Consider the following 22,377-nt stretch of genomic DNA (forward strand, 5'->3'; position numbering starts at 1 on the left):
TTTACAATAGTTCATTCATAAAGATTTGCGAATTATTGTTTTTCTCCAAATTGTATTCAGAAACGGAGTCTACAATACTCTCTGTAGTTTTTAATAGTACGTTTAAGTAATATTGATTTTTCAAAAGAATCATTTTTACATTTTCTTCTAATTCATTTAAACTTTTTTGCAATTCTTCTATTTTTTCAATTTCTTCCGGTGAAAAATACGAAAATAGCGAACGCATACGCAATGGTTCGACTTTCTTTTCTTCACAAAACTGAACAACCATCTCCTCAAAAGAGCGAGATAATCCTTTTACACCTTCTATGTACTGCAATTGTTCCACTTGCAGCTTTTGAACTGCATTTACATTTTTATGTTTTAAATTCTCATATATTTGTTCTCCAAGCGTTTGAATATTTTCATATGCTTTTTGAATGATAACAAGCTTTTCATATAATTGTATGTACATATAGCTTCCTTCCCTTTTACAAGACTAAATTTACAATTAAACCATGAATTTCTCCAATTTGATTTAACATTTCTAAATGCCCTGTTTTCGTATTAATTAAATTCATAACATCTTCCATTTCATTTAATCCCACTTCAGCTTGTTTTACAATTGTCATTTTCTGCGAATATCCATAACGCGGATGACGAGACATAACGTCTTTATATTGCAGTAAGTTATCAACGTAAAAATTCAAAAATGATTTCACAGTATTTTTGTATTCCATAACATTATCAAGCGTTAACTCTAATTCAATTTTCTCTTTAATTTCCCCAATGTTATCAACTAACGCTTCCATTTGTTCTAACAATTTATCTTTTTTCGGATCTGCATGCAAATTATCCGAAAATGCAAGTCCTGTCCTGACATTTGCTTCTTTCGGCATTTGAGTAGCAGGCGGTATATGCGATAAAATCGGATTGTGCGAGATAGAACGCAGCATATATATCACCTATTTATTTTTTTATTTCTTTCAAAACTTAATCGTAAAATCCAGTTATTTATAATTATACTCTGAACACTCATATTTTGCAGTTATTTTTTATAGAAGATATGTTACAATTTAGCATGAGGTGGCACAAATCTATGAATATTTTTCTTTGTGGTTCAAATCAATTAACAGCATTAGATCAAGAAGAAATAAAAAAATTTTTAATTGACTATGCTCACAAACATAAAATTTACATATTATGCTATAAAGCTATTGAAAATGAAGTTCTTCGTTTTTTCATTGAAAACGACAGACTCGCTCAAAATTTATGCCTTTATACGCTACAACCGTTACATGTATTAACAGACGAATTTCAAGAAGTCGTTGATTATTTAAAAAAACACGGGGCTGAATATATTGCTTTTGATCATCCTTCCGACTCCATTTATCGATCAGATTATATGTTTTTTGTAAAGCAAATTGTCGAAGATACTGATTTAGTTCTCTGTTTTTATAATGGGGATAAACATACGTCTGTCATTCCTATTGACATTGCAAAAGAAGCAGGAGTTGACGCAGTTATTTATGATTTACCAGGCTTACATGAAAAGCAGATGAAAAAAAGCTTTGAACAAAAAATTCGTATGATGTAAAGGGGGAGGCACAATATCGTTATTGTGCCTATTGTAAATATGAAAACTGAACAAGATTATGATCATTTTATTACGAGTTTTAAACAGCTATTTAATATGGATATCGCTTCCTATAAGCAAGATAGAATGCGCAGAAGAATCGATGCTTTCATTTCAAGAAAAGGTTTTGACAATTATATAAAATTTTTAAACAGTTTACGCACCGATCAAACATTATTTTTAAGTTTTATTGACTACATTACGATTAACGTTTCAGAGTTTTTCAGAAATAAAGAACGCTGGCAAACACTAGAGACAAAAGCTCTACCAAAGCTACTTGAACAAAATAACGGCAAATTAAAAATTTGGAGTGCTGCTTGTGCTGCCGGTGAAGAACCATATACGCTTTCTTTAATCTTATCGAAGCATCTAGCTCCGTTTCGGTATGACATTCAAGCAACGGATCTTGATTTTCATGTTTTAGAAACTGCGAAGCGTGGTCAATATACAGAGCGCTCTTTGAAAGAATTACCTAATGATTTAAAACAACGTCATTTCACAAAAGAAGATGATACATATATATTGCATCAAAATATTAAACAGCAAGTTACATTCAAACAACATGATTTATTAATGCAGACATTTGATACGAACTACGACTTAATCATTTGTCGAAATGTAATGATTTACTTTACAGAAGAAGCCAGAATAAAGCTCTATGAAAAATTTAGTCGTTCTTTACGAAAAGGCGGCGTACTATTCGTTGGTAGCACAGAACAAATTTTAACACCCGAACGCTACAACCTTCAGCGTTTTGATACATTCTTCTACGAAAAAATATAGAAAAAGGTCGTCATAATTGAAATGACGACCTTTTTTTATTATATAATACGAATCAATATAATACCTATAACCCATATAAAGAGAAATAGAGCTGTAACAGACCATTTATGCTCTTGAATCGTATGTTTCAACGCATGCGATAATTGCGTCATATTCATTTCTGCAAGTGCTCTCCACACACTTGCATCACGTTCTTTAGAAATGCGATCCGTACCGCTAATTAAAATTGTTTCGTTAGACAATTTTGTCATGTAAGCTGTAATAACTGTGCTCATTAAATTCGTATTTCCTTCTGATGTATCTTGTTCCACTCTAGAAATGAGCGCACTTACATCAAGTAACGGAATATGCACTTTTCTTCCAAACGAAAGCTGCACTTCAGCAAAATCATACGTTCCGTCTAATAACGGAACTCCCTTTATATGCGCTTGTTTAATAAGCCCCTGCAAACTTCTAACAATTTGTTCATAGGTTTTTTCCGATTGCTTTCCTTCCTCGGACAACATATGTAGCTTTGAAAACAACTGCAACACTGTATCCATTTCCTTAGAAAGCATTTCTTTTACAATCTTTCCATCACCTAAACTCGCAAGTATAATCCCTATTTCATTATTTTTCGAAATGATTTGGGACTGCCCCGTAAACACAAGGTTACTTTGTTTTCGTTCTTTCTGAATTTCATGTTCTGAAATAGCTGCAGGCTGTTTTAATGGGTGTAGCGTCTTATTTTCAATTGTAGTACGTTTAATTTCCATTTAAGCGCCTCCACTACTATCAAATTATTAGCCCCACTCTTTATTACTCTTTAAAACTAAAAACAGTACAAATAATCCTGACATAATAGCAAACACATTAGAGGCTTGTACTCCCTGTTCACTTTTTTCTTCTTTTTTCTCTTGTTCTTCTTTTTTCTCTTTCTTTTTAGAAACGACTTGATTGTCATTTTTGCTTTTTTTCTCTTTATGAGCCTTCACATTATTTACTTCCTTATTGTCTGTCGCTGACTCTTTTATAACGTAATTGATTTCCTCTTTCTCTTTCAACGGCTCTTTTATAAAATAGTTTACTGTCTCTTCTTGTTTTGGGATTTGAACAACTGGAAGTTTTTCTTCCGGAAGCGGAGTCGCTATTTTCGAATCTTCCTGCTTCTCAGCTTCTTTCTTATCTTCTAGTTTATTTTGATTCTCATGTTCTTCTATCTTTTCATTATCTTCCACTTTTTGTTCGATAATAGAAATGATATATTCACTCTCTGTCACAAGTTTGTTACCTGCTGCATCTGTTACTTCCACAATAAGTTGGTGCGGACCACTAGGTAACGCTTCTGTTATTTCAATTATTTTCTGCCAATCCAGGTCGTGTTTATTATAGTCTAATAAAAAAGTAATATCGTTACCTTCTTCTTTTCCTTTTAATATAACTCGCACTTCTTTAACAACGGATTCTATATCTACCGTCTTTACTCGTATATGAACGGATTCTCCCTTTTTCCGTTCAATGAAGTTCTCTTTCGCCTCATCAATAGTAACCTTCTCTAACTTCGGCAATTCTTTATCTATAGTCGGTGTTTCGTTATTTATTCGAATGAGCGGAACATTTAATTCATTCTCTATTACTTCTTCCTTCTCATCTTCTTTATAGCTTTCAACGAACTGAAGGTTCCAATTACCTTGCAAATCATACATTCCGACTTTGTAATTAGCGACCCATCGTTTCGTTTCTTCTTCATACTCGAAAGATAATACTCTCTCCTGTCTATACTGCACACCATTTTTTTGTAATTGCAATACACCTTTTACACTTTGAATGTTTTTTTCATTTGGCTCTACAGCAATTCGCAATTCTTCGCCAACCTGTAATTCCTGCTTATTAACTGTAATAATTCCTCGGTCTGTTTCTATCTTTCTTTCTTCTCGTTGTTCTTTCTCCTGCTCATTCTCTACTACTTTTTTTTCATCTTCAACCGGGGGTATTTCCGTTCGTTCCGACTGTTCCCGATCTTTTATATTTTGCTCTTTTTGCTCTTCTTGCTCATTCACTTCACTTACATTTTGCTCTTGTACACTTATTTCTTCCGCTTGCCCCTGCAACGGGAAGAAAGTACATATATGTAAAAATAGCAAACTCACTAGAAAAAACTTTACGTTTTCCATCTATTTGTTCAAACTCCTATAGCGATTTCGTCACTTTTACTCCGAAAAATCCATCTACATTTACAAGCTCTCCATAAGCAACCAATACATCGTTCACATAAATTTGAATTGGTTCATCAATATCTTCATCCAGTACGACCGCTTCATTTTCTTGTAAACTTAAAATATCTTGAATTGTCCTCACTGTACTTCCAAATACAAATTTAACATTCATTTCTACATTTTGTAGAATAGATGCATCCATATACACTGGCTCTACCTGTTTAACTTCTTGATATTCAATCGGCTGTATGACTGGTGCCGGAATTTCTTCCTCTTCAATAACTTCTTCAACTATTACTTCTTGCTCTTCCATCATCGGATAAAGAAGTCGTCTAACCATTTCTTTTGCTTCTGATATTGGTAGTATTTGATACATCTTTGACTGAAGAAGGTCACCAATTTCAATGTTAAACGTAATTTGAACGAGCTCGTCCACTTCCATCGCTTCTCCCAAATATTCCATTTCTTCTTTTAACGAAACAAATTTAACATCTGGTGGTGTCATATCCATTTTTTCTTTAAATATTTCTGACATTGCTGTTGCAGCATGCCCCATCATTTGGTTCATGATTTCTTTAATACCGCTTAACTCTAATTCACTTAGTTCTTTATCCGGATCGATCTCACCCGTTCCCATCATCATTAAATCTACCATTGTTAAAGCAACATCTTTCGTAAATACGAATACGTTCTCATTCTTTAATCCTTCAACAAAATCGACATTTAATATAACAAATGGGACTGGCACTCCGTCATAATGACGAACATTAATTGCCTCTACATTTGGTGTACTAATAGAAACAGGCTGATTTAAAAGCGTCGATAGTACGGTTGAAGCCGAACCAATTGAAATATTCGCAATTTCACCAAGCACATCTTTCTCTTCTTGTGTTAACTGCTCTTTCTCAACATGTTCTTCTACAACCTCAGTTTCCACCACTTCCGTCTGCTCTTCTATTCCTTCTTCCACACCACCAGATAATTGTAATAATTTATTTATCATTTGTTTCGCATGTTCAACTGAAACAATTTGTACAAGTTTAGAGTCTATAAGATTATCTATTTTTAATTCAAACGATACTTTAACAATTACATTACTTCCATTAATACTAGAGATTTTCTCCATCTCTTCCTTAAGTTTCACAATTTTGATTGTAGGTGGGGACATATCCACTGTATCCTGGAAGAATTCCGACATAGACGTTGCTGCGAATCCCATCATTTGATTCATTGCTTCTTGTACTGCACTTAGCTCTAATTCACTAAGCTCTTTCCCTTCTTCAACTACCCCTGTTCCCATCATCATTAAATCCGCAATAGATAAAGCGACGTCTTGCTTTAAGACAAGTAGATTTTCCATATCTAATCCTTTTGTGAAATGGATATTTAATACAACATGCGGAATTTCAACATTACTTGTATCATATAAATCCACCAATTCAATATGAGGAGCAGTAATACTTACTTGCCTATTTAAGATTGTTGATAATACAGTCGAAGCTGAACCAAATGATATATTTGCAATCTCGCCAAGAATATCGCATTCTTGAGGCGTTAAACGCTCATTTTCTTTTTCTAGCACAATCGTGCTCGTATCCCCTTTTGTGTGTTGCTCAGGCATTTTCCCTGCCTCCTCATTTCTGTTTTTCTTTCAACGATATAAAGTGAAACTTTAATCAGCCCGCACCAATCGGGCGTTTACGGACAGTTAATCTCCCACCTAACTTCTTTGTTCCAGCCGCATTTTGAGGTGGGAGTTTTACTGCCCACAAATAGCGGGATAAACTTTCTATTACACTCGTTATATTTATCAAACGTATTATTCCCACAATATTTGCAAACGACTATTGTTACACACTCAATGAATAGTTCTAACCAAAAAGCTCCCCAATTGTATACAAGTGGGGAGCTTCCTTCATTCCTATTATAAACCTTCTGGGTTTAAAATGAGGACCACTCGTCCATCACCGAGAATTGTCGCACCAGAGAAATAATTAGAGCTCTCTGCAAAGAAGTCGCCTAATGACTTTAAGACTATTTCTCTTTGACCGATAATTGTGTTGACAATAAGTCCATAGCTACGATGTGAATTACGAACAATTAATACAGGAACCATTTGACTATCATATGATGCAAACGCATCATCTACTGTTTTTTCACCAAATACAGTGTTTAAATGTTTTACTTCAATAATTTGATTGCGATAATTTAAAACATCTTTTCCTTGTAACGATTGAATATCTTCCTTTTGAATTCGAATCGCTTCGACTATATTACCGAGAGGCAACGCATAACGCGTATCGTTTGTTTGAACAAGCATTGATTGAATAATAGACAATGTTAACGGAAGTTCAATTCTGAATGTACTTCCTTTTCCTTCCTCAGAATCAATAATTAAATGCCCACCTAAACTATGAATCGTATGTTTAACAACATCTAATCCAACACCACGTCCAGAAAGGTCAGACACAACTTCAGCTGTACTAAATCCTGGTTGGAAAATAAGATCATACACTTCACGATCCGTTAATTTATTTGCCTCTGTTTCTGTTATAACACCATTTTTAATCGCTTTTTCTAATACTTTCTCTTTATAAATACCGTTTCCATCATCAGTAATTTGAATTACGACATGATTTCCGCTATGGAACGCTTCTAATTTAATAGTACCTGTTTCATTTTTGCCGGCATCACGGCGTTTTTCAACAGTCTCAATCCCATGATCAATCGCATTACGAATTAAATGAACGAGTGGATCACCAATTTCATCAATAACTATTTTATCAACTTCAGTATCTTCACCTGTAATTTGTAAATCGATTTTTTTCCCTAAATCTTTCGCTAACATGCGTACCATACGCGGGAAACGATTGAAAACTGTTTCAATTGGTACCATACGCATATTTAATAGTACATTTTGAATATCTTTTGAAATATCCCCTAATCGATTTAAATGCTCGATTAACTCCTTATTTTGAATCGTTTCTGCTAATTCATCAATTCGTCCACGCTCAATTACACTTTCTTCAAACATATTCATTAATGTTTCGATTTTTTCTAACTGAACACGAATAGAACGATTCTCCACTTTAGCATTTTTCGTTTTTGTAGTACGTTTAGTTGACGTATTGCTCACCGGTTGAATTGGCAGTTCTAACGATGACTCCAGCTGTCTGGTTTCAACCTGTTGAATCGTTTCTTCCACCTGTACGCCTTCTTGTACTTTATGACTACCTTGCTTCACTTCTACTTTCTCAATTTCAGAAACATGAAGCACTACTCGTTTCAATTCTTCAACACTATGATCGGTATTCATATATACTGTAAACTCAAATCCAAAAGCATCCGCTTCAATTTCTTCAATGCTTGGAACCGTTTTTTGTATATTACCTAAATTTTGTAATGCTTCAATACACATAATGGCACGTACTGCTTTTAAAATAGCTTGTTGTTCAACAGTTATATATACTTCATGCGAAACTGTATCATCATTATTTATACTACTTTGCTCTGCATTTTCCATAGAAGCTTCTACATTTCCGTTCAATAATGCTTCTAATTTAAATTTCGTTGATACAACATCTATATTACCCATTCCGCCTTGCTGCACATCTGCAACCATCTTTTCTAAATTATCAATACATTCAAAAATAACATCAATAATATTAGCATTCACCATCATATTTCCATGACGGATTTCGTCTAAAACACTTTCCATCTTATGCGTTAAATCCGCCATTTCTGTAAATTCCATACTCGCAGACATACCTTTAAATGTATGAGCTGAGCGGAATATTTCTCCTACAACACCCATATCGGCAGGATTCCGTTCTAAATTTAGCACATTTTCATTTAGCGACTGTAAATGTTCTTCTGCTTCTTCAAAAAATATATTTAATAGATCTGTTTGCACTTTAATCCCCTACCTGTCTAACAAACATTTCATTTATGTATAACAATTTAGTGTTTTAAAACAAGAAAAAAGGGGGCCACATATCTATCTACTATCATTGTTTTGATTTCTTGTGGCACCCCTTATATTAGCTGTTTGCTACTTTTGTTAAAGCTTCAATAACACGATCCGCTTGGAATGGCTTTACAATAAAGTCTTTTGCCCCGCCCTTAATCGCATCTAACACCATACCTTGTTGTCCCATTGCGGAACAAATGACAACCTTTGCACTCGAATCAATTTTCATAATTTCTTTTAATGCTTCAAGTCCGTCCATTTCAGGCATCGTAATATCTAGTGTTACAATATCAGGTTGAAGCTCTTTATACTTTTGAATCGCTTCTACCCCATTCTCTGCTTCACCGATAACTTCAAATTCAGAATTACTTTTTAACAAGTTTTTAATCATTGTTCGCATGAACATCGCATCATCTACAACTAAAATTTTATGTGCCATTCTTTTCGGTTCTCTCCTTACTATGTATAAAAATATCTTAATATTTCACCTTATCATTCTCACTCATTATACAAAATAAAACGATAAAATTTAATATTTTTTTAAAAGAATTTCTGTATTTTTATTATTTTATTACTAAAATAGAAATATATTATTCCTTAATATATATTACAACGCGGCGGTTCTTCTCCCAATTTTGTGGTGAATCATTTGGTGCTACTGGTTTTGTGTCTGCATACCCTACCGCTGCTAACCTTTTACCATCCACATTATACACTTCAATTAAATGATGAATCATATTAGCTGCACGTGCTGAAGATAATTCCCAGTTGGAAGGGAATTTTTCATTATGAATCGGTCTGCTATCTGTATGTCCTTCTACAACAATTGGATTTGGTACCGATTGGAAGAACCCTACTAATTGACTAATTACTTCTTTCGCTTCCGGCTTAACATTCGCATCACCCGTATCGAATATTAAATTGTCTACTATAACGATGCTAACACCTGTATCTTCTCGATATACATTCACTTGACTAACACCATTATTATCCACATATGCTTTTAACTTTTTATACAATTCATCCATGCGCTTTTTTGAAACTGCTTTTTCATCATTTTTTTCATGTGAAATATCTGGTATTGTATTTTCCATTACTTTTGCATTTACTTGCTCCGCGTCACTGAACTTTTCAAGCATCTTTGATAATTTTACTGTATCTTGCTTTGAAGTCGCAACTAGTAATACAAAGAAAGTTAGCAATAACATCGTTAAATCAGTAAAAGTCGTCATCCAACGAGGCGATCCTTTTTGCGGTCGCTTGCTCATCATACCACTCCTCAAACTACTAGGCTGCTCGTTTTTCTTTTTTTATCTTCGTTTCATATACGTATGTATCAAGTTTTAACTTTAATTTGGAAGGAATTTGTCCTCGGTACAGCTCTGAAATTGCTTCTATTACAAACTTCTTCTCTGTATACAAATCTTCAATACCGCGATACACCTTTTCAGATAACGGTATTGCAATCATATTTGCAATCAAAGATCCATATAATGTCGTCAACATCGCAACTGCCATCCCTGTACCAATTTGTGAGGTATCTTGTAAGTTTTGCAACATAATAATAAGACCAATTAATGTTCCTATCATGCCCCATGCTGGAGCGAAATCACCAATTTTATCTAATAATGTCGCTCCTTTTCTTAACTCATACACTTCAGTTTCAACATCTTTCATTAACACTTCTTTTAATTCCGCTTCATCATAGCCGCTTAACATTAAACGAATTCCCTTTTGAATAAAAGGATTGTCTACTTGCTCTCCATCAACTTCTAAAGAAAGTAAGCCGTGTTTTTTAGACTTTTTCGAAAAATCAACGAACAAATCCGTTAACTGTTCTAAATCTTCTTCTCTTCTATGTAAAACAGTAAAAATACTTTTCGTATATTTTTTTATTTCTCCAAATCTATATGCCACAACGATTGTCGCTGTTGTTCCTCCTATAACGATTAAAATAGATGAAACATCTAAGAAGTTTTTAAAACCTTTTATTCCACCGCCGCCAAGCATGATTGCCGCTATTACAATCGCAAAACCTACTATAATGCCAATTGGGCTAGAAATGTCAAACTTCCTTTTTTTTCTTTGTGGTCTAGCTAATACTTGATTTTCGTCTCCCATATTCCTGCCCTTCCTTTTCATTTTTATAAAACATTTTTTTATTTTAATAATGCGTTTTCACATATAACATTCATTATACGCTTATCATCTATTTATCGCAATATACTCATAAAATTGACACATTTCATTTCCATATTAGAATTATAGTATGGAAATATGAGGAGGATCACGATGGAACATAAAATTTTGCAAGTCATTGCATTAGCAGAAAAACTAAAATATGAAATGCGTCATAGTTGGATTTCTAACGGACGTCAAGAAAGTGTCGCTGAACATACGTGGCGTATGTCCTTAATGGCTATCTTAGTTGAGCCTTATTTGGATCAAAAAGTAAACATAGAAAAATTACTTAAAATGGTCATAATTCACGATCTTGTTGAAGCAGAAGCGGGCGATATTCCTGCCTTTGATACAATGAATAGCCGTGAATTACAATTACAAAAACAAAAAAATGAGCAAAAGGCTATTTTAAATATTAAACATACACTAGAAGGTTCTCTTGGTGAAGAATTATACGATTTATGGATGGAGTTCGAAGCGAAAGAAACGTATGAAGCAAAAGTTGCTAACGCGCTTGATAAACTTGAAGTGAAAATTCAGCATAACGAAGCTGATATTGATACTTGGCTACCAATTGAGCATAAAATGACTTTCCAAGTTGGTAAACATACAGATTTTGACTCTTTCTTGTCTAAATTACAAAAAATCATTGAACAAGACGGAGAAAAAAAATTAATCGCTGCTGGCATTGATGTTGAAGCATGCAAACAGTAACCATTTAATTATGAAATAAGACACTCATTTTGAGTGTCTTATTTCATAATTGTTGATATTGCTTGCTTATAAATAAGTTGTTGTTTTCCATCTACTAACATTAAGACTGTAAATCTATCTACTCCAACTACTTCCCCTACTATTCTTACTCCGCTCTTTAAAAATGTAGTAACTGCACCTTTTTCTTCTTTTATTTGTTTATACAACTCTTCTTGTAAGTGTTCCATAAATGTTCTCCCCTTTACAAATAAATAATCCTAATATAAAAAAATAAAGATTAATCACTTATATACTTTGTCTTTTATATTCATAAACTTATTAATTAGTATATCCAAATCTCGACTAAATAACAAAACTTTATTATGATCTAATCCATGCCTAGCAACAAGTTGAATTAACTCTTTCTTTTTGTGTTCTATTTTATTGTGTAATTGTCCCATCTCCATCTCTATACTAAAACTCCCTTTTCCCATAATATTACTTGTAAAATTATAGTACATTTTCACTCATAAAAAAATAAAAAAATGGTTTTTTTTACAAATTTTATATTTATGGAAAGAAATTTTAATGTAATTGTAAGTTACATACCACTTCCATATTGTTTTACCATTTTCAAAAAAGCGCTATGAAACAAAGTGAATATCATATTTAAATCAGATCAAAGGCTCTTGTCTAATTAGAAGTAAGACTTGCTCCTTTTCCAAATAAAAACATATCTTATAAAGTAATCCATTAGTTATATAGATTAATTTCCTAAAAAGGAGGAAAAAACATGAGCTTTGGTGGTAGTTGCGCTGGTTTCGGCGGTGGATTTGCTTTACTCATCGTGCTATTCATCCTTCTAATCATTATCGGATGTAGCTGTTGGGGTGGCGGCGGAGGGTTTTAAATATAATACGTATCCTTTTCGCTAAACCCTAAATGAATAAAATATGTTAACTAAAAACTATACGAAAACAGCTCATATTTGAGCTGTTTTTTCATACTTTCGTATGAATTAATATCCTTCTTTTAAGTGATTTCAATAAACAAAGCATCGTTTAATATAAAATAAGAAACATTTTTACTAAGGAGGATTATAATGATTAAAGGTCTTTATGAAGCACATTTACCTGTCTGTAATTTAGAAATTTCGATACCTTTTTATGAATCACTGGGGCTCAAATTATATAAAAGAGACAAAGATATCGCCTTCTTTTGGATTGTAGAAAATGCAAGTTGGATTGGTCTTTGGGAAGGAAAAGAATACAAAGTTAATTATCATCCATCCTTACGACATATCGCTTTCCAAGTAAGCTTACACGATTTAGAAAACGCGATACACTGGCTCAAACAGAAAGGAATTCCAGTGCGAAAAGACTTTGGAATGGAGCCAATTGAGCCAATCGTTTTTCCCGAGCTAGCACACGCCTCTATATATTTTAATGATCCTGATGGAAACAGTTTAGAATTTATTGCAAAATTACCTGTTGGACTACCTAAAGCAGAGAAAATGTATTTAAGTGAATGGAAAAAACAAGTACAGGCATCACTTATAGATAAGGTTTAATTTTTCATGTCAATTTCTTATTACAGGCTTCTTAAAACAAATACAAACTTCAAAAGACTATTTTATGGTCAAACATTAAGTGTACTTGGGGATTGGTTTCATACTGTCGCTTTATTAACACTCGTCTATAGCATAACAGAATCTTCATTTATGTTAGCACTCACCTTTATGAGCAAAGGGTTACCTCAACTTCTTCTGAGCCCATTCATAGGCGGAATTGTAGACCGTTTTTCAAAAAAGAAAATTATGATTTTTACCGATATTTTACGAGGAATTATCGTCCTCACTTATTTATTAGCATTCTACAAGATTGAAATTATTTTCGTTTCTAATATATGTTTAGCGGTACTCTCTTGCTTATTCGAGCCTGCTAAGCAATCAACCCTAAAAAATATCGTACATCAAAAGCATTTAGTAACCGCTAACTCTCTTTCTAGTACAATCAATGGTTTTATGTCTATTATGGGAGCATCTTTAGGTGGGCTCATTGCACAATCTTTAAGTATCGAGATTGCCTTTTTTATTAATAGCCTATCATACTTTATTTCAGCCTATATTATTTATAAAATAAAGATCCCTTCTCGTGACGCTTTTAGCATGAAAAAAGCATTTTTTACTGATATAAAAGATGGTTATACATACATATTACAAAGAAAAATTATTTTATCATTAATTCTCGTCGGAATTTCATGGGGAATTATTGGAGGTGCTTATCAACTACTCTTAACAATCTATGCCGAAAGAATTTTCCACTCTAACATTGGAATTTTATATACGGTTCAAGGGGCTGGCCTTATGATTGGTAGCCTTCTCGTTAACCTGTATATATCTAAAAATGAAGACAAAATGAAAAGAGCATTTGGTTGGGCCTATTTACTACAAGGAATTTTCTTTCTCGGATTCATTCTATCCGATCAACTTATTATCGGTATCATTACATTACTCTGTATGCGTATAGCAGGAGGAATCATCGTTCCACTTGATACGACATTGCTACAAATGTATACAGAAGAAAACATGATTGGTAAAGTTTTTTCATTTCATTATTCCATTTACGGATCTCCTATTCAGTTATCTATGTTTATAACAGGATGGCTTTTAGAAATTCTTTCTCCGCAAGTTATTGGTAGCCTGTTAGCTATATGCTGTATTTCCGTTAGTTTTATATGGCTTTTCTTGTTTTATCATGGGGAGCTTAGTGAAGAATCTACTATCACTTAATGGCATGTATATGTACATGCCATTTTTATTTATGTCGAAATTTACAAGAAAAAGGCGATTTATTTCTCTTACATTCTAATTTTTTAGAACGTACAATAAATTTAGATTATAAGAAAGGAGCTAACAAAATGTTTGAGGATCGACTTACCATTTCAGCAGAACAACAAAAGCTAATTTCCAATGCAACTCGCATTCAAATTCTTCACCTTTTAAAAGACGAAACACTCACTGCAAAACAAGTATCTACTAAACTAAATAAATCTGCTGGTAGCGTTCACTATCACATCCAAATTTTATTTGACGGAGGCTTACTTGAATTAGTAGATACAAAGGAAAAACGGGGGATTATTGAAAAGTACTATAAAGCAAAATCTGCTCACTTCTATATTGAAGAAGCAGGCACGGAAGGAACAAATACAGGGAGCCATATTGTATCTCATTTATTTTTAACTCCAGAGGAATTACAACAACTCACTTGGGAGATCTCACAAGTTTTATTACGCTGGGAAAGCAAAACCGCTCGTCAATCAGTCTCAGAGGAAGAATACGCTATTTCCTGCGGGATAAAAAAACAATGAAAGAAAGGTCCATATACACATGAAAAATAAACTATTATTATTGTCGGGCACAGGCATTTCTCGTTTAGGTGATTTTATGTACCTCATAGCTCTAAACTTAATGGTGTTAAATAGTACAAACTCTCCCGCTGCTGTAGCAGGCCTATGGATTGTCGGGCCAATTGCCACCGTTGTTACAAAAATATGGTCTGGTAGTATTGTAGATCGATTAAATAAACGGTCAATTATGCTCATCACAGATATTATTCGAGCAGTTCTCATCGGCTGTATTCCACTATTTGACTCTATTTGGGCAATTTATATTTTTATCTTTTTGACTCGCATTGCTACATCATTTTTCGATCCAGCTTCATTCACTTATAAAACAATGCTCATACCAGCTGAAAAACGTGCTCAATTTAATGCTTGGAATAGCTTGTGTACAAATGGGGCTTTTATTATCGGTCCGGCTCTTGCTGGGGCACTTCTTACTACATACTCAACCAACTTTGTTATTTACTGCAACTCAATTTCATTTCTACTTTCTACCATTCTCATTTACTTCTTACCAAATATTACATTACAAACCGAACAAAACGAAGAGCAAACAACTACTTTCGTAAAAACATTACGCAGTGATTGGAAACAAGTTTTTTCATTTGCACGAACTGAAACTTACATTATTCTCGTATTCGTTTTATTTCAAGCTACAATGCTTGTCTCAATGGCACTTGATTCACAAGAAGTTGTTTTCACAACACAAATACTATCCTTGTCAGACACAGAATATAGCATGCTTGTTAGTATAACCGGTGCGGCTTACGTTTGCGGTTCATTTCTTGTCTCTCTCTTTGCAAAACGATTACCGATTCAATATTGTATCGGCTTAGGTATGATTTTCACAGCAGTAGGCTATGTGATTTTCGCCTTTTCAAATTCATTTACAGTCGCAGCAAGTGGGTTCATTTTACTTGGAATCTCTTCTTCCTTTGCTGGTACTGGATTTATAACATTTTATCAAAATAACATCCCAGTACATATGATAGGACGTATCGATAGCGTATTTGATTCAATAAAAAATTTCATTCAAATCTTTTTCATTTTAGCAATTGGAGCATCCGCACAATTTCTTTCCGTTCAAATTACTGTGATATGTAGCTCTTTACTCATTCTTTTCCTTTCCTGTTTATTAGCAATCCGGGTAATGACTCCTTCACGAGAAAAATATTTCAAAAATACAGAATCTTCACTGGGATATTAATTGCACGATAAAAAGCGGCTATTATGCCGCTTTTCTACATTAAATACTTTATAGCTAGAAGACCAATTGTTGCAATTACGAAAATATTAATAAAGATGTAGAAACCTTTCTCAAAATCTGTATACTTCTCTACTTTTACTCCACGTTTTTTTAACTCCATAATAATCATTGCAATTTCATGTGCATACTTAATGCTTCCAAATTGTATATAGCTGTTATTATATTTAATCTCAAAGACATTTTTCATTTTTTATGTTGCGAAATAGATTGTATATCTTCTATTGGCATACTATGTTCATTTGTTTTTTTAAAATAACAATCTAATCCTTTCATGATCACTCTTTTATTTGTTAAAACGATATAATAATAAAAAGTAGCTCCTACGTAATATATATTTGGTATTACTTTATTATTTGCCATATATCCTTCGTCTACTAACAGTTCCTCCTCAATTTCTTCACCAGCTTGTAATTCATTGCGAATTGACTCTTCTAACATTTGTAAAGTTAATTTTTTTAATAACTCTCCATTTCTCACATAATACTTATCTATATTTATAGAATCATTCGCTTCTTTCTCTAAACGTGTAATTTCTTCTTCTGAATATTGGAGCTCATTTAACATCGATAATAATCTTTTATCCATATTACACACTCCCCTTCCACAGTTTTTGAAGTTTTTTCTTCCCTCGAGAAATTCGGTTGTATATATAATCCGCTGTTACTTTTAATTCTTTTGCAATATCGTCAATGGAATACCCATCAATATACCTCTTTAAAAAGATATATCGATCCTTTTTATTTAAATCTTGCACTATTTCAATAATCTCTTCTTCTTGTTCTATTTCATAACTATCATGGATACCTTTATCTTTATCTATTTCTACGTCTTTATCCATTTTGTTCTCTCTATGTACTTTCTTTTTATATTCCAATGCCTTTAATTTAGTAATACCAATCATCCAAGATTTTAAGTTTCCCTTTTCTATATCAAATTGGTCGATATTAAACCAAATGACAGTAAATACATCGTTATAACAATCATCTACATATTGTTTTTCAATAGGGGTACTTAATGATTTATGAATAATGTATAAAACTAATTTTCCATATTGATCAATGACTTCTTTCAAAGCATCTTGATCACGTTTTTTCATAGCTATAATTAAATCCTCCTCAGAATCGAAAATCATAAACATCTTCCTTCCTCAGTTCCCCTTTAGCAGCTGCTTTTACTTACTATTGGCATTTCATTCTCATTTTCTATCACTTTTGTAAAAATTTATTAATTTTTATTTTCATTTTATATAATAACAAATAAAAACCGAAGTTGAGAAAGCGAGTCCTACTTTCTTAGCTTCGGTTTTTTATTTGATTTTATTACTTAAACTAACGTCTCACCACATACTGTTTTTATATTTTTAAAGTAGTGAAGGTTTTCATTACCTTCACCTTCATCAAACAAATTGAGCTGTTTCATAATTTCAACAGCAAATTCAACATACGCAGATCCTACTGCTGTTATGACTTTCCCATCCACAGTTACATCTTTATTTTGTTTATATTCCCATTCATGTAAATGCGCTAAGTGTTTTTCATCTAGAGTTAATGATGTTGAGAATTTCTTCTTATTAAGCACTCCGGCTGCATGTAGTAGAGCTGTCCCTGCACAAATGCCTGCTATCCATTTATTTTGCTTATGTAATTCTTTCACGATAGATAACAGTTGTTCATTTTCTAAATGGCGAAAAATATGCCCTCCTGGTACAATAAACACTTCGTAATCCACTACTTCAATATTCTCTATAGAGACATGTGGTTGACACAAAAATCCGCCTTCTCCCGCAACTGTTTTTCCGTCTACAGTTGCTGTTATTATTTCGAATTCCTTACTTGTCAAAAATAAACTCGCTATATTCACTTCAAATTCTGCAAATCCATCAAATAAAAAGATTAAAGCTTTCTTCATTTTATCCCCTCCCTCTCTAACCAATTCGAAAACAAATACATTTCTCCTCCAAAAAAAGACAAACCCACATCTCAGGTTTGTCTTTTCAATCATTTTTTATTTAATCCTTTCTCACTCAAAAACTCTTTCATATGCATTCTCTTCTCTTTTGACATAAATGTGCTCATTGATTCCGTCCATGTTACGTTTTTTTGATTTGACGATCTTTCTTTGTAATACGCACTCATCGTTTCATCATATTCGTTTAATAATTCATCATATTTCTTTTCATCGTATCCATTTTCATGAAGAATGGCCGCTACCGGTAAACGTGGCTTAACTCCATGATCTTCATCTGGTACGCCAACTGTCATTCCGAATACCGGATATACTTTATCCGGTAAATGAAGCAATTCACTCACTTCTTTCGGGTTATTACGAATTCCGCCAATATAACAAATGCCGTATCCTAATGATTCAGCTGCAAGTGCTAAGTTTTGTCCAAATAATGAGGCATCTACTGTTGCTACAATAAAGTCCTCTACTCCCTCATGTTTAATTTCTGTTCCATGTTTCTCACATGCAGTTTCTAGACGTTTTAAATCCGCACAGCATACAAAGAATGCTGCACAGTCTTTCACATGACGATTCCCGGATAATTCAGCTAGTTTAGCCTTTAGTTCTTGATCTGTTACATATATAAGAGAATACGCCTGTACAAAATGTGAGGAAGCCGCATGCTGAGCAGCTTGCACCATTCTTTCTACTATCTCTTTTGAAATTGGTTCTTCTTTATATTTACGAACTGAAACGTGTTGCTCCATTTTATGTATCATCTCATTCATGAAAATCACTCCTTCTTTCTCTTCATAATGAAAAATTAACATATCTTTTTCATTATTCACAACTTATAAGCACAAAAAGAGCAATTCTTTTCGAATTACTCTTTTTTAATGTCTATTAATACGGTATATGAAATTATATCGGTCGTTTCGACAAAGGATATCGACTTATCAACAAATAACGAAAGATTTATATGCTATTATGCAATTGTTGTTAAGCTGCTTTCAAAACTTTAATTCCTTTAACAATATTCCAAATGAAGTAATAAATTCCTACAAGAATAAACACTGCATACGTTATAACCATTCCAATTCCAACGCTCTCAGATTGATTGAAACTTAAACCGTATACCCCTGATAAAGCTAATCCACCAAATAAGATTGCGTACGGGAAAATATGTGACCAAAATGCTTTTTTTGCGTGATATTTCACTTCATCTTCCGCAACGAAGTACACGATAATTGGCAGTAAAAATGGTGCAAAAAAGATACTAAAGTAACATAGCGAAGATAAAATATTATTTCCTTTCATCCGATTCACCTCTAAAGTTTTTTGTTACCTTCATTATGTCAGGAAACCACTTTAGAAACTATCGCTTTACCTTTCATGAACATGACATCTTTGTAAGATTTTTCTCAAACTAAAACCCACCTGATTCCAGGTGGATTTTAGTTTGAGTTTCACTATATTCGATTCATAAACCAATATTGCGTAATCGCTAAATATTCTCGTACATTCGATTGAATAATAATTGGCTTCGGTGTTTTCGCCGGAAGACCTTCTAATGTCAACCCTTGTTTTTCTGCAATCTTTTTTGCTCGGAACATATGAAAATCGTTCGTTACAATCATCCCTTTTTTCATATGTTCAGGGATAAGAGGTTTTGAAAATTTAATATTTTCATCTGTGCTCGTCGAACGGTCTTCCATTATAATGCGGTCTTCTGCAATATTTTGTTCCATTAATCCTTGTTTCATCGCTAATGCTTCTGTAATATCTTCACCTTTTCCTTGGCCTCCAGATACGATAGCAATTGTTTTATCATGTGATTTTAAATACTCAGCTGCTTTATCAATACGATATTGCAATGAATAAGAAGGTTTTGTTCCATTTACTTTCGATCCTAGTACAATTATATAATCCGCATCGTCAATTGCATTCATATGCCCATGCTTATAGATGTTATATTGTAAAAACCCCGCATACACGGCGAAGATCATTATAACAACTAAAATGTACTTAATTATTTTCTTCTTTCTCATATCCATATACTCCTATTCCCTTTACTTCCTTCATCATAATATCCATTTATTTGTTTGTATACAGCCAAATTCCAATTCACCCTAATTCATCCTATAAAAGGTAATATTTATATTACTTTCGGGAATAGTAAGTACAACTTCACACGAAGGAGTGTCCCTCTTGCTTCTCTTTTTATTTAATGTATCGTTCTTTTTTATCTTATTTTTACTATCACTTAAGCTACTTGGTAAATCTGCATTAGCACAACTAACCCCTCATGATTTTGGGGCTATTATTTTTTTATCTTATTTAGCTTTTCAAGCCATACCAGTCGCTGGTGCTTTACAAGCATTTCTCGGTATGGTCGTTATTACATGTTTGCATTTACTTCTTACCAAATTAAGCTTACTCAATAAACTAAATCGTTTCATTCTCGGACACCCCATTATTTTAATTAAACATGGTGATATTATTTTTGAGAACTTACAAAAAAGTAGATATCCGATCCCTGAATTGCTTTCTAATCTTCGCGTCGCCGGATATCCAAGTGTTCATGAAATTGAATACGCTATTTTAGAAGCGAATGGAGCCATTAGCATTTTACCAAAGCGAGAACTTGTACCATTGACTCCAAAAGATATGAATATAGATGTTAAGTATGCAGGGTTACCAATTGCTCTTATCGTTGATTCACAAATTCAATACGATAACTTAAAGTTAATCCATAAAAACGAAAAGTGGTTACATGCAGAGTTAAAAGAGAAAGGCGTTACCAATATTAAAAACGTTGCTTTCGCTTCTGTGCAGGAGACAGATGGATCTTTTGCGATTAGTTTAAAAGAATGAAAAAATCCCCTTACTTGTTCAAGGGGATTTTCTTCACTATTGCTTCTTTCTCTCTCGCCATGTTTAACGGAACAGGATGTTTCATACGATTCATCGTAAATACGATAATTGCTGTCAATACTTCCGCTACTGGCATAACGAGCCAAATTCCGGTTATACCAAATACTTTTGGCATAATCCATAACAATGGAATAATAAATAGTAAACCACGGCTCAAAATAATAAGAACTGATTTTGTCGTTTGTCGCACTGATTGGAAATACTCTCCATACACAATGTTATAGCCTAAAAATACATATTGTATAAAGAATAAACTAATACCTGTTAACGTTAACTCCAATAGTTCTGGGGATTGAACATCAAACAAACCAATTATATATTTCCCGAAGAATAAACCGACAACAATTGCTACGCCTCCGAGTACAACTGCAGTTTTTACAGCTAACCGTAATCCTTCACGCAGTCTTTCTGGTAAATTTGCACCATAGTGGAAACTAGCAATAGGTTGTAATGCGGCTCCAACACCGAAGAATAATAGTAATGTCATTGCATGAATACTATTGACCATCGCATAAGAAGCGACACCTACTTCTCCTGCATATTGAACAAAAGCGATATTAAAACCAACCGTTACAATCGCTACTGTAATCTCAGTTGTAAAACTTGGGAAACCAATCACCATAATTTGTTTAACCGTATCCCATTCAAAATGGAATTTCGTCCACTTTAAAACACTACTTTTTCTAAAGAAGTGAGTTAATAATACAAGGAAACCAATTGCCGCCGAAAGAATAGTTGCTGAGGCAGCACCTGTTACGCCCCATCCAAAGATGAAAATAAAGATATAGTCAAACACTATGTTCAATACAGCCGTTACGACAAGGCCTGCCATTGCTAAATTAGGATTTCCATCGTTACGTATAAATGTGCTTAAAATATTTTCTAAAACGTATATCATTCCAAATGTTAATAACACTTGTAAATAGTCTAACGCATATGGCAAAATCACTTCATTTGCACCGAATAGATATGCTATATCTTCTATTCTCCATAAGCAAATAGCCGCTAAAACACCTACGATAATAACTGCCACTGTCATAGATTGAGTAAAAATAGACCTTGCTCTTTCCAGTTTATTTTCCCCTAGTGCAATGGAATATAACGTTGCTCCGCCCATTCCAATCCATAATGAAATAGAAAAGAAAATTGAAAACGCTGGAATAGCTACGTTTACTCCAGCCAAACCGTTCGCTCCAACTCCTCTACTAATCATGACCGCATCAATCACAATATTAACCGACATTAATACCATCCCAAGAACAGCTGGTATTAAATAAGTGATAAATAAACTTTTAATAGGTTTTTCTCTTAATTTTTCTGTTGTTTCCATCATATAAATGCTCCTTTTTCAATGCTCTGTTCACAGTTTAAACCTTCAAGTTACTTGAAGGTC

Annotated in this window: 27 protein-coding genes and 1 pseudogene; 9 read left to right on the top strand and 19 right to left on the bottom strand. The window is 33.5% G+C overall.

Features of this window, described 5'->3' with window-relative positions; all coding sequences use genetic code 11:
• Position 1 precedes the first annotated feature (1 nt).
• Positions 2-454: a flagellar export chaperone FlgN gene (gene flgN / locus JTF23_RS01080; RefSeq protein ID WP_016104385.1), complete on the bottom strand. Its 453-nt coding sequence runs from the start codon at positions 452-454 to the stop codon at positions 2-4.
• Between the two features lie 16 nt (positions 455-470).
• Positions 471-935, bottom strand: a complete 465-nt coding sequence (locus JTF23_RS01085) for a YaaR family protein (RefSeq protein ID WP_002149161.1) — start codon at positions 933-935, stop codon at positions 471-473.
• A 143-nt stretch (positions 936-1,078) separates the two neighbouring features.
• Between JTF23_RS01085 and JTF23_RS01090 the strand changes: the two genes are divergently transcribed.
• Entirely contained in the window at positions 1,079-1,576 is a 498-nt protein-coding gene (locus JTF23_RS01090) for a flagellar motor switch protein FliG (RefSeq protein ID WP_204207919.1), read from the top strand.
• 39 nt (positions 1,577-1,615) lie between these two features.
• Positions 1,616-2,398, top strand: a complete 783-nt coding sequence (locus JTF23_RS01095) for a CheR family methyltransferase (RefSeq protein ID WP_078173224.1) — start codon at positions 1,616-1,618, stop codon at positions 2,396-2,398.
• 38 nt (positions 2,399-2,436) lie between these two features.
• Here JTF23_RS01095 and JTF23_RS01100 read toward each other — a convergent pair whose 3' ends face one another.
• The 8 genes from JTF23_RS01100 to JTF23_RS01135 all read right to left on the bottom strand — a co-directional run bounded on the left by JTF23_RS01100 (position 2,437) and on the right by JTF23_RS01135 (position 10,684).
• Positions 2,437-3,153: a hypothetical protein gene (locus tag JTF23_RS01100; protein WP_204207920.1), complete on the bottom strand. Its 717-nt coding sequence runs from the start codon at positions 3,151-3,153 to the stop codon at positions 2,437-2,439.
• Positions 3,154-3,180: 27 nt separating this feature from the next.
• Positions 3,181-4,551 (bottom strand): transglycosylase, encoded by a 1,371-nt coding sequence (locus tag JTF23_RS01105; protein WP_204207921.1) that lies wholly within the window; start codon positions 4,549-4,551, stop codon positions 3,181-3,183.
• A gap of 16 nt (positions 4,552-4,567) precedes the next feature.
• On the bottom strand, positions 4,568-6,214 hold the full coding sequence (locus tag JTF23_RS01110) for a flagellar motor switch protein (protein ID WP_204207922.1): 1,647 nt from the start codon (positions 6,212-6,214) through the stop codon (positions 4,568-4,570).
• Between the two features lie 55 nt (positions 6,215-6,269).
• On the bottom strand, positions 6,270-6,407 hold the full coding sequence (locus JTF23_RS01115; RefSeq protein ID WP_204207996.1) for a hypothetical protein: 138 nt from the start codon (positions 6,405-6,407) through the stop codon (positions 6,270-6,272).
• 110 nt (positions 6,408-6,517) lie between these two features.
• Entirely contained in the window at positions 6,518-8,506 is a 1,989-nt protein-coding gene (locus JTF23_RS01120) for a chemotaxis protein CheA (protein WP_078180506.1), read from the bottom strand.
• A 127-nt stretch (positions 8,507-8,633) separates the two neighbouring features.
• A complete protein-coding gene (locus tag JTF23_RS01125; RefSeq protein WP_000940577.1) occupies positions 8,634-9,002 on the bottom strand; it encodes a response regulator in 369 nt (122 codons plus the stop codon).
• A 151-nt stretch (positions 9,003-9,153) separates the two neighbouring features.
• Positions 9,154-9,831 carry an OmpA family protein gene (locus tag JTF23_RS01130; protein ID WP_204207923.1) on the bottom strand — a complete coding sequence of 226 codons (678 nt, stop codon included), beginning with the start codon at positions 9,829-9,831 and terminating at the stop codon, positions 9,154-9,156.
• Positions 9,832-9,850: 19 nt separating this feature from the next.
• Entirely contained in the window at positions 9,851-10,684 is an 834-nt protein-coding gene (locus tag JTF23_RS01135; protein WP_078180504.1) for a flagellar motor protein MotP, read from the bottom strand.
• Positions 10,685-10,855: 171 nt separating this feature from the next.
• Between JTF23_RS01135 and JTF23_RS01140 the strand changes: the two genes are divergently transcribed.
• Positions 10,856-11,458: an HD domain-containing protein gene (locus JTF23_RS01140; RefSeq protein WP_131231692.1), complete on the top strand. Its 603-nt coding sequence runs from the start codon at positions 10,856-10,858 to the stop codon at positions 11,456-11,458.
• Between the two features lie 38 nt (positions 11,459-11,496).
• Here the strand turns inward: JTF23_RS01140 and hfq are convergent, their stop codons facing one another.
• Complete coding sequence (gene hfq, locus JTF23_RS01145) at positions 11,497-11,685, bottom strand: RNA chaperone Hfq (RefSeq protein ID WP_078180501.1); 189 nt, start codon at positions 11,683-11,685, stop codon at positions 11,497-11,499.
• A gap of 54 nt (positions 11,686-11,739) precedes the next feature.
• Complete coding sequence (locus JTF23_RS01150) at positions 11,740-11,958, bottom strand: aspartyl-phosphate phosphatase Spo0E family protein (protein WP_002086516.1); 219 nt, start codon at positions 11,956-11,958, stop codon at positions 11,740-11,742.
• Positions 11,959-12,230: 272 nt separating this feature from the next.
• Between JTF23_RS01150 and JTF23_RS01155 the strand changes: the two genes are divergently transcribed.
• The 5 genes from JTF23_RS01155 (at position 12,231) to JTF23_RS01175 (ending at position 16,046) form a co-directional block, all read left to right on the top strand.
• Positions 12,231-12,347 (top strand): YjcZ family sporulation protein, encoded by a 117-nt coding sequence (locus tag JTF23_RS01155; RefSeq protein ID WP_000007805.1) that lies wholly within the window; start codon positions 12,231-12,233, stop codon positions 12,345-12,347.
• Positions 12,348-12,539: 192 nt separating this feature from the next.
• The gene (locus JTF23_RS01160; RefSeq protein WP_204207924.1) at positions 12,540-13,007 is read left to right on the top strand and encodes a VOC family protein; all 468 of its coding nucleotides are present in this window, start codon (positions 12,540-12,542) and stop codon (positions 13,005-13,007) included.
• 6 nt (positions 13,008-13,013) lie between these two features.
• Positions 13,014-14,228, top strand: a complete 1,215-nt coding sequence (locus JTF23_RS01165) for an MFS transporter (RefSeq protein ID WP_204207925.1) — start codon at positions 13,014-13,016, stop codon at positions 14,226-14,228.
• A gap of 128 nt (positions 14,229-14,356) precedes the next feature.
• Entirely contained in the window at positions 14,357-14,806 is a 450-nt protein-coding gene (locus JTF23_RS01170; RefSeq protein ID WP_033717978.1) for an ArsR/SmtB family transcription factor, read from the top strand.
• Between the two features lie 19 nt (positions 14,807-14,825).
• Positions 14,826-16,046, top strand: coding sequence for an MFS transporter (locus tag JTF23_RS01175; RefSeq protein ID WP_204207926.1), 1,221 nt, complete (start codon positions 14,826-14,828; stop codon positions 16,044-16,046).
• 34 nt (positions 16,047-16,080) lie between these two features.
• Here the strand turns inward: JTF23_RS01175 and JTF23_RS27650 are convergent.
• From JTF23_RS27650 to JTF23_RS01200, 6 genes and pseudogenes are all read right to left on the bottom strand, one after another.
• Positions 16,081-16,691: pseudogene (locus JTF23_RS27650) on the bottom strand (PH domain-containing protein).
• 1 nt (position 16,692) lies between these two features.
• The gene (locus JTF23_RS27655; protein WP_252187984.1) at positions 16,693-17,244 is read right to left on the bottom strand and encodes a sigma-70 family RNA polymerase sigma factor; all 552 of its coding nucleotides are present in this window, start codon (positions 17,242-17,244) and stop codon (positions 16,693-16,695) included.
• 185 nt (positions 17,245-17,429) lie between these two features.
• Positions 17,430-18,014, bottom strand: a complete 585-nt coding sequence (locus JTF23_RS01185) for a DJ-1/PfpI family protein (RefSeq protein WP_033710417.1) — start codon at positions 18,012-18,014, stop codon at positions 17,430-17,432.
• 89 nt (positions 18,015-18,103) lie between these two features.
• Positions 18,104-18,838, bottom strand: coding sequence for an oxygen-insensitive NADPH nitroreductase (gene nfsA / locus JTF23_RS01190; RefSeq protein WP_204207927.1), 735 nt, complete (start codon positions 18,836-18,838; stop codon positions 18,104-18,106).
• A 211-nt stretch (positions 18,839-19,049) separates the two neighbouring features.
• Complete coding sequence (locus JTF23_RS01195) at positions 19,050-19,367, bottom strand: magnetosome magnetite crystal formation protein family (protein ID WP_002158508.1); 318 nt, start codon at positions 19,365-19,367, stop codon at positions 19,050-19,052.
• Positions 19,368-19,519: 152 nt separating this feature from the next.
• The gene (locus tag JTF23_RS01200) at positions 19,520-20,098 is read right to left on the bottom strand and encodes a YdcF family protein (protein WP_002201085.1); all 579 of its coding nucleotides are present in this window, start codon (positions 20,096-20,098) and stop codon (positions 19,520-19,522) included.
• A 160-nt stretch (positions 20,099-20,258) separates the two neighbouring features.
• On the opposite strand from JTF23_RS01200, the gene JTF23_RS01205 reads away from it, so the two are divergent.
• Positions 20,259-20,924, top strand: coding sequence for a DUF421 domain-containing protein (locus tag JTF23_RS01205; protein ID WP_002201086.1), 666 nt, complete (start codon positions 20,259-20,261; stop codon positions 20,922-20,924).
• A gap of 10 nt (positions 20,925-20,934) precedes the next feature.
• On the opposite strand, the gene JTF23_RS01210 is transcribed toward JTF23_RS01205, so the two are convergent.
• Positions 20,935-22,317 (bottom strand): MATE family efflux transporter, encoded by a 1,383-nt coding sequence (locus JTF23_RS01210; protein WP_078181278.1) that lies wholly within the window; start codon positions 22,315-22,317, stop codon positions 20,935-20,937.
• Between the last annotated feature and the right edge of the window lie 60 nt (positions 22,318-22,377).

This window comes from Bacillus sp. RIT 809, assembly GCF_016892495.1.
Taxonomy (GTDB): Bacteria; Bacillota; Bacilli; order Bacillales; family Bacillaceae_G; genus Bacillus_A; species Bacillus_A cereus_U.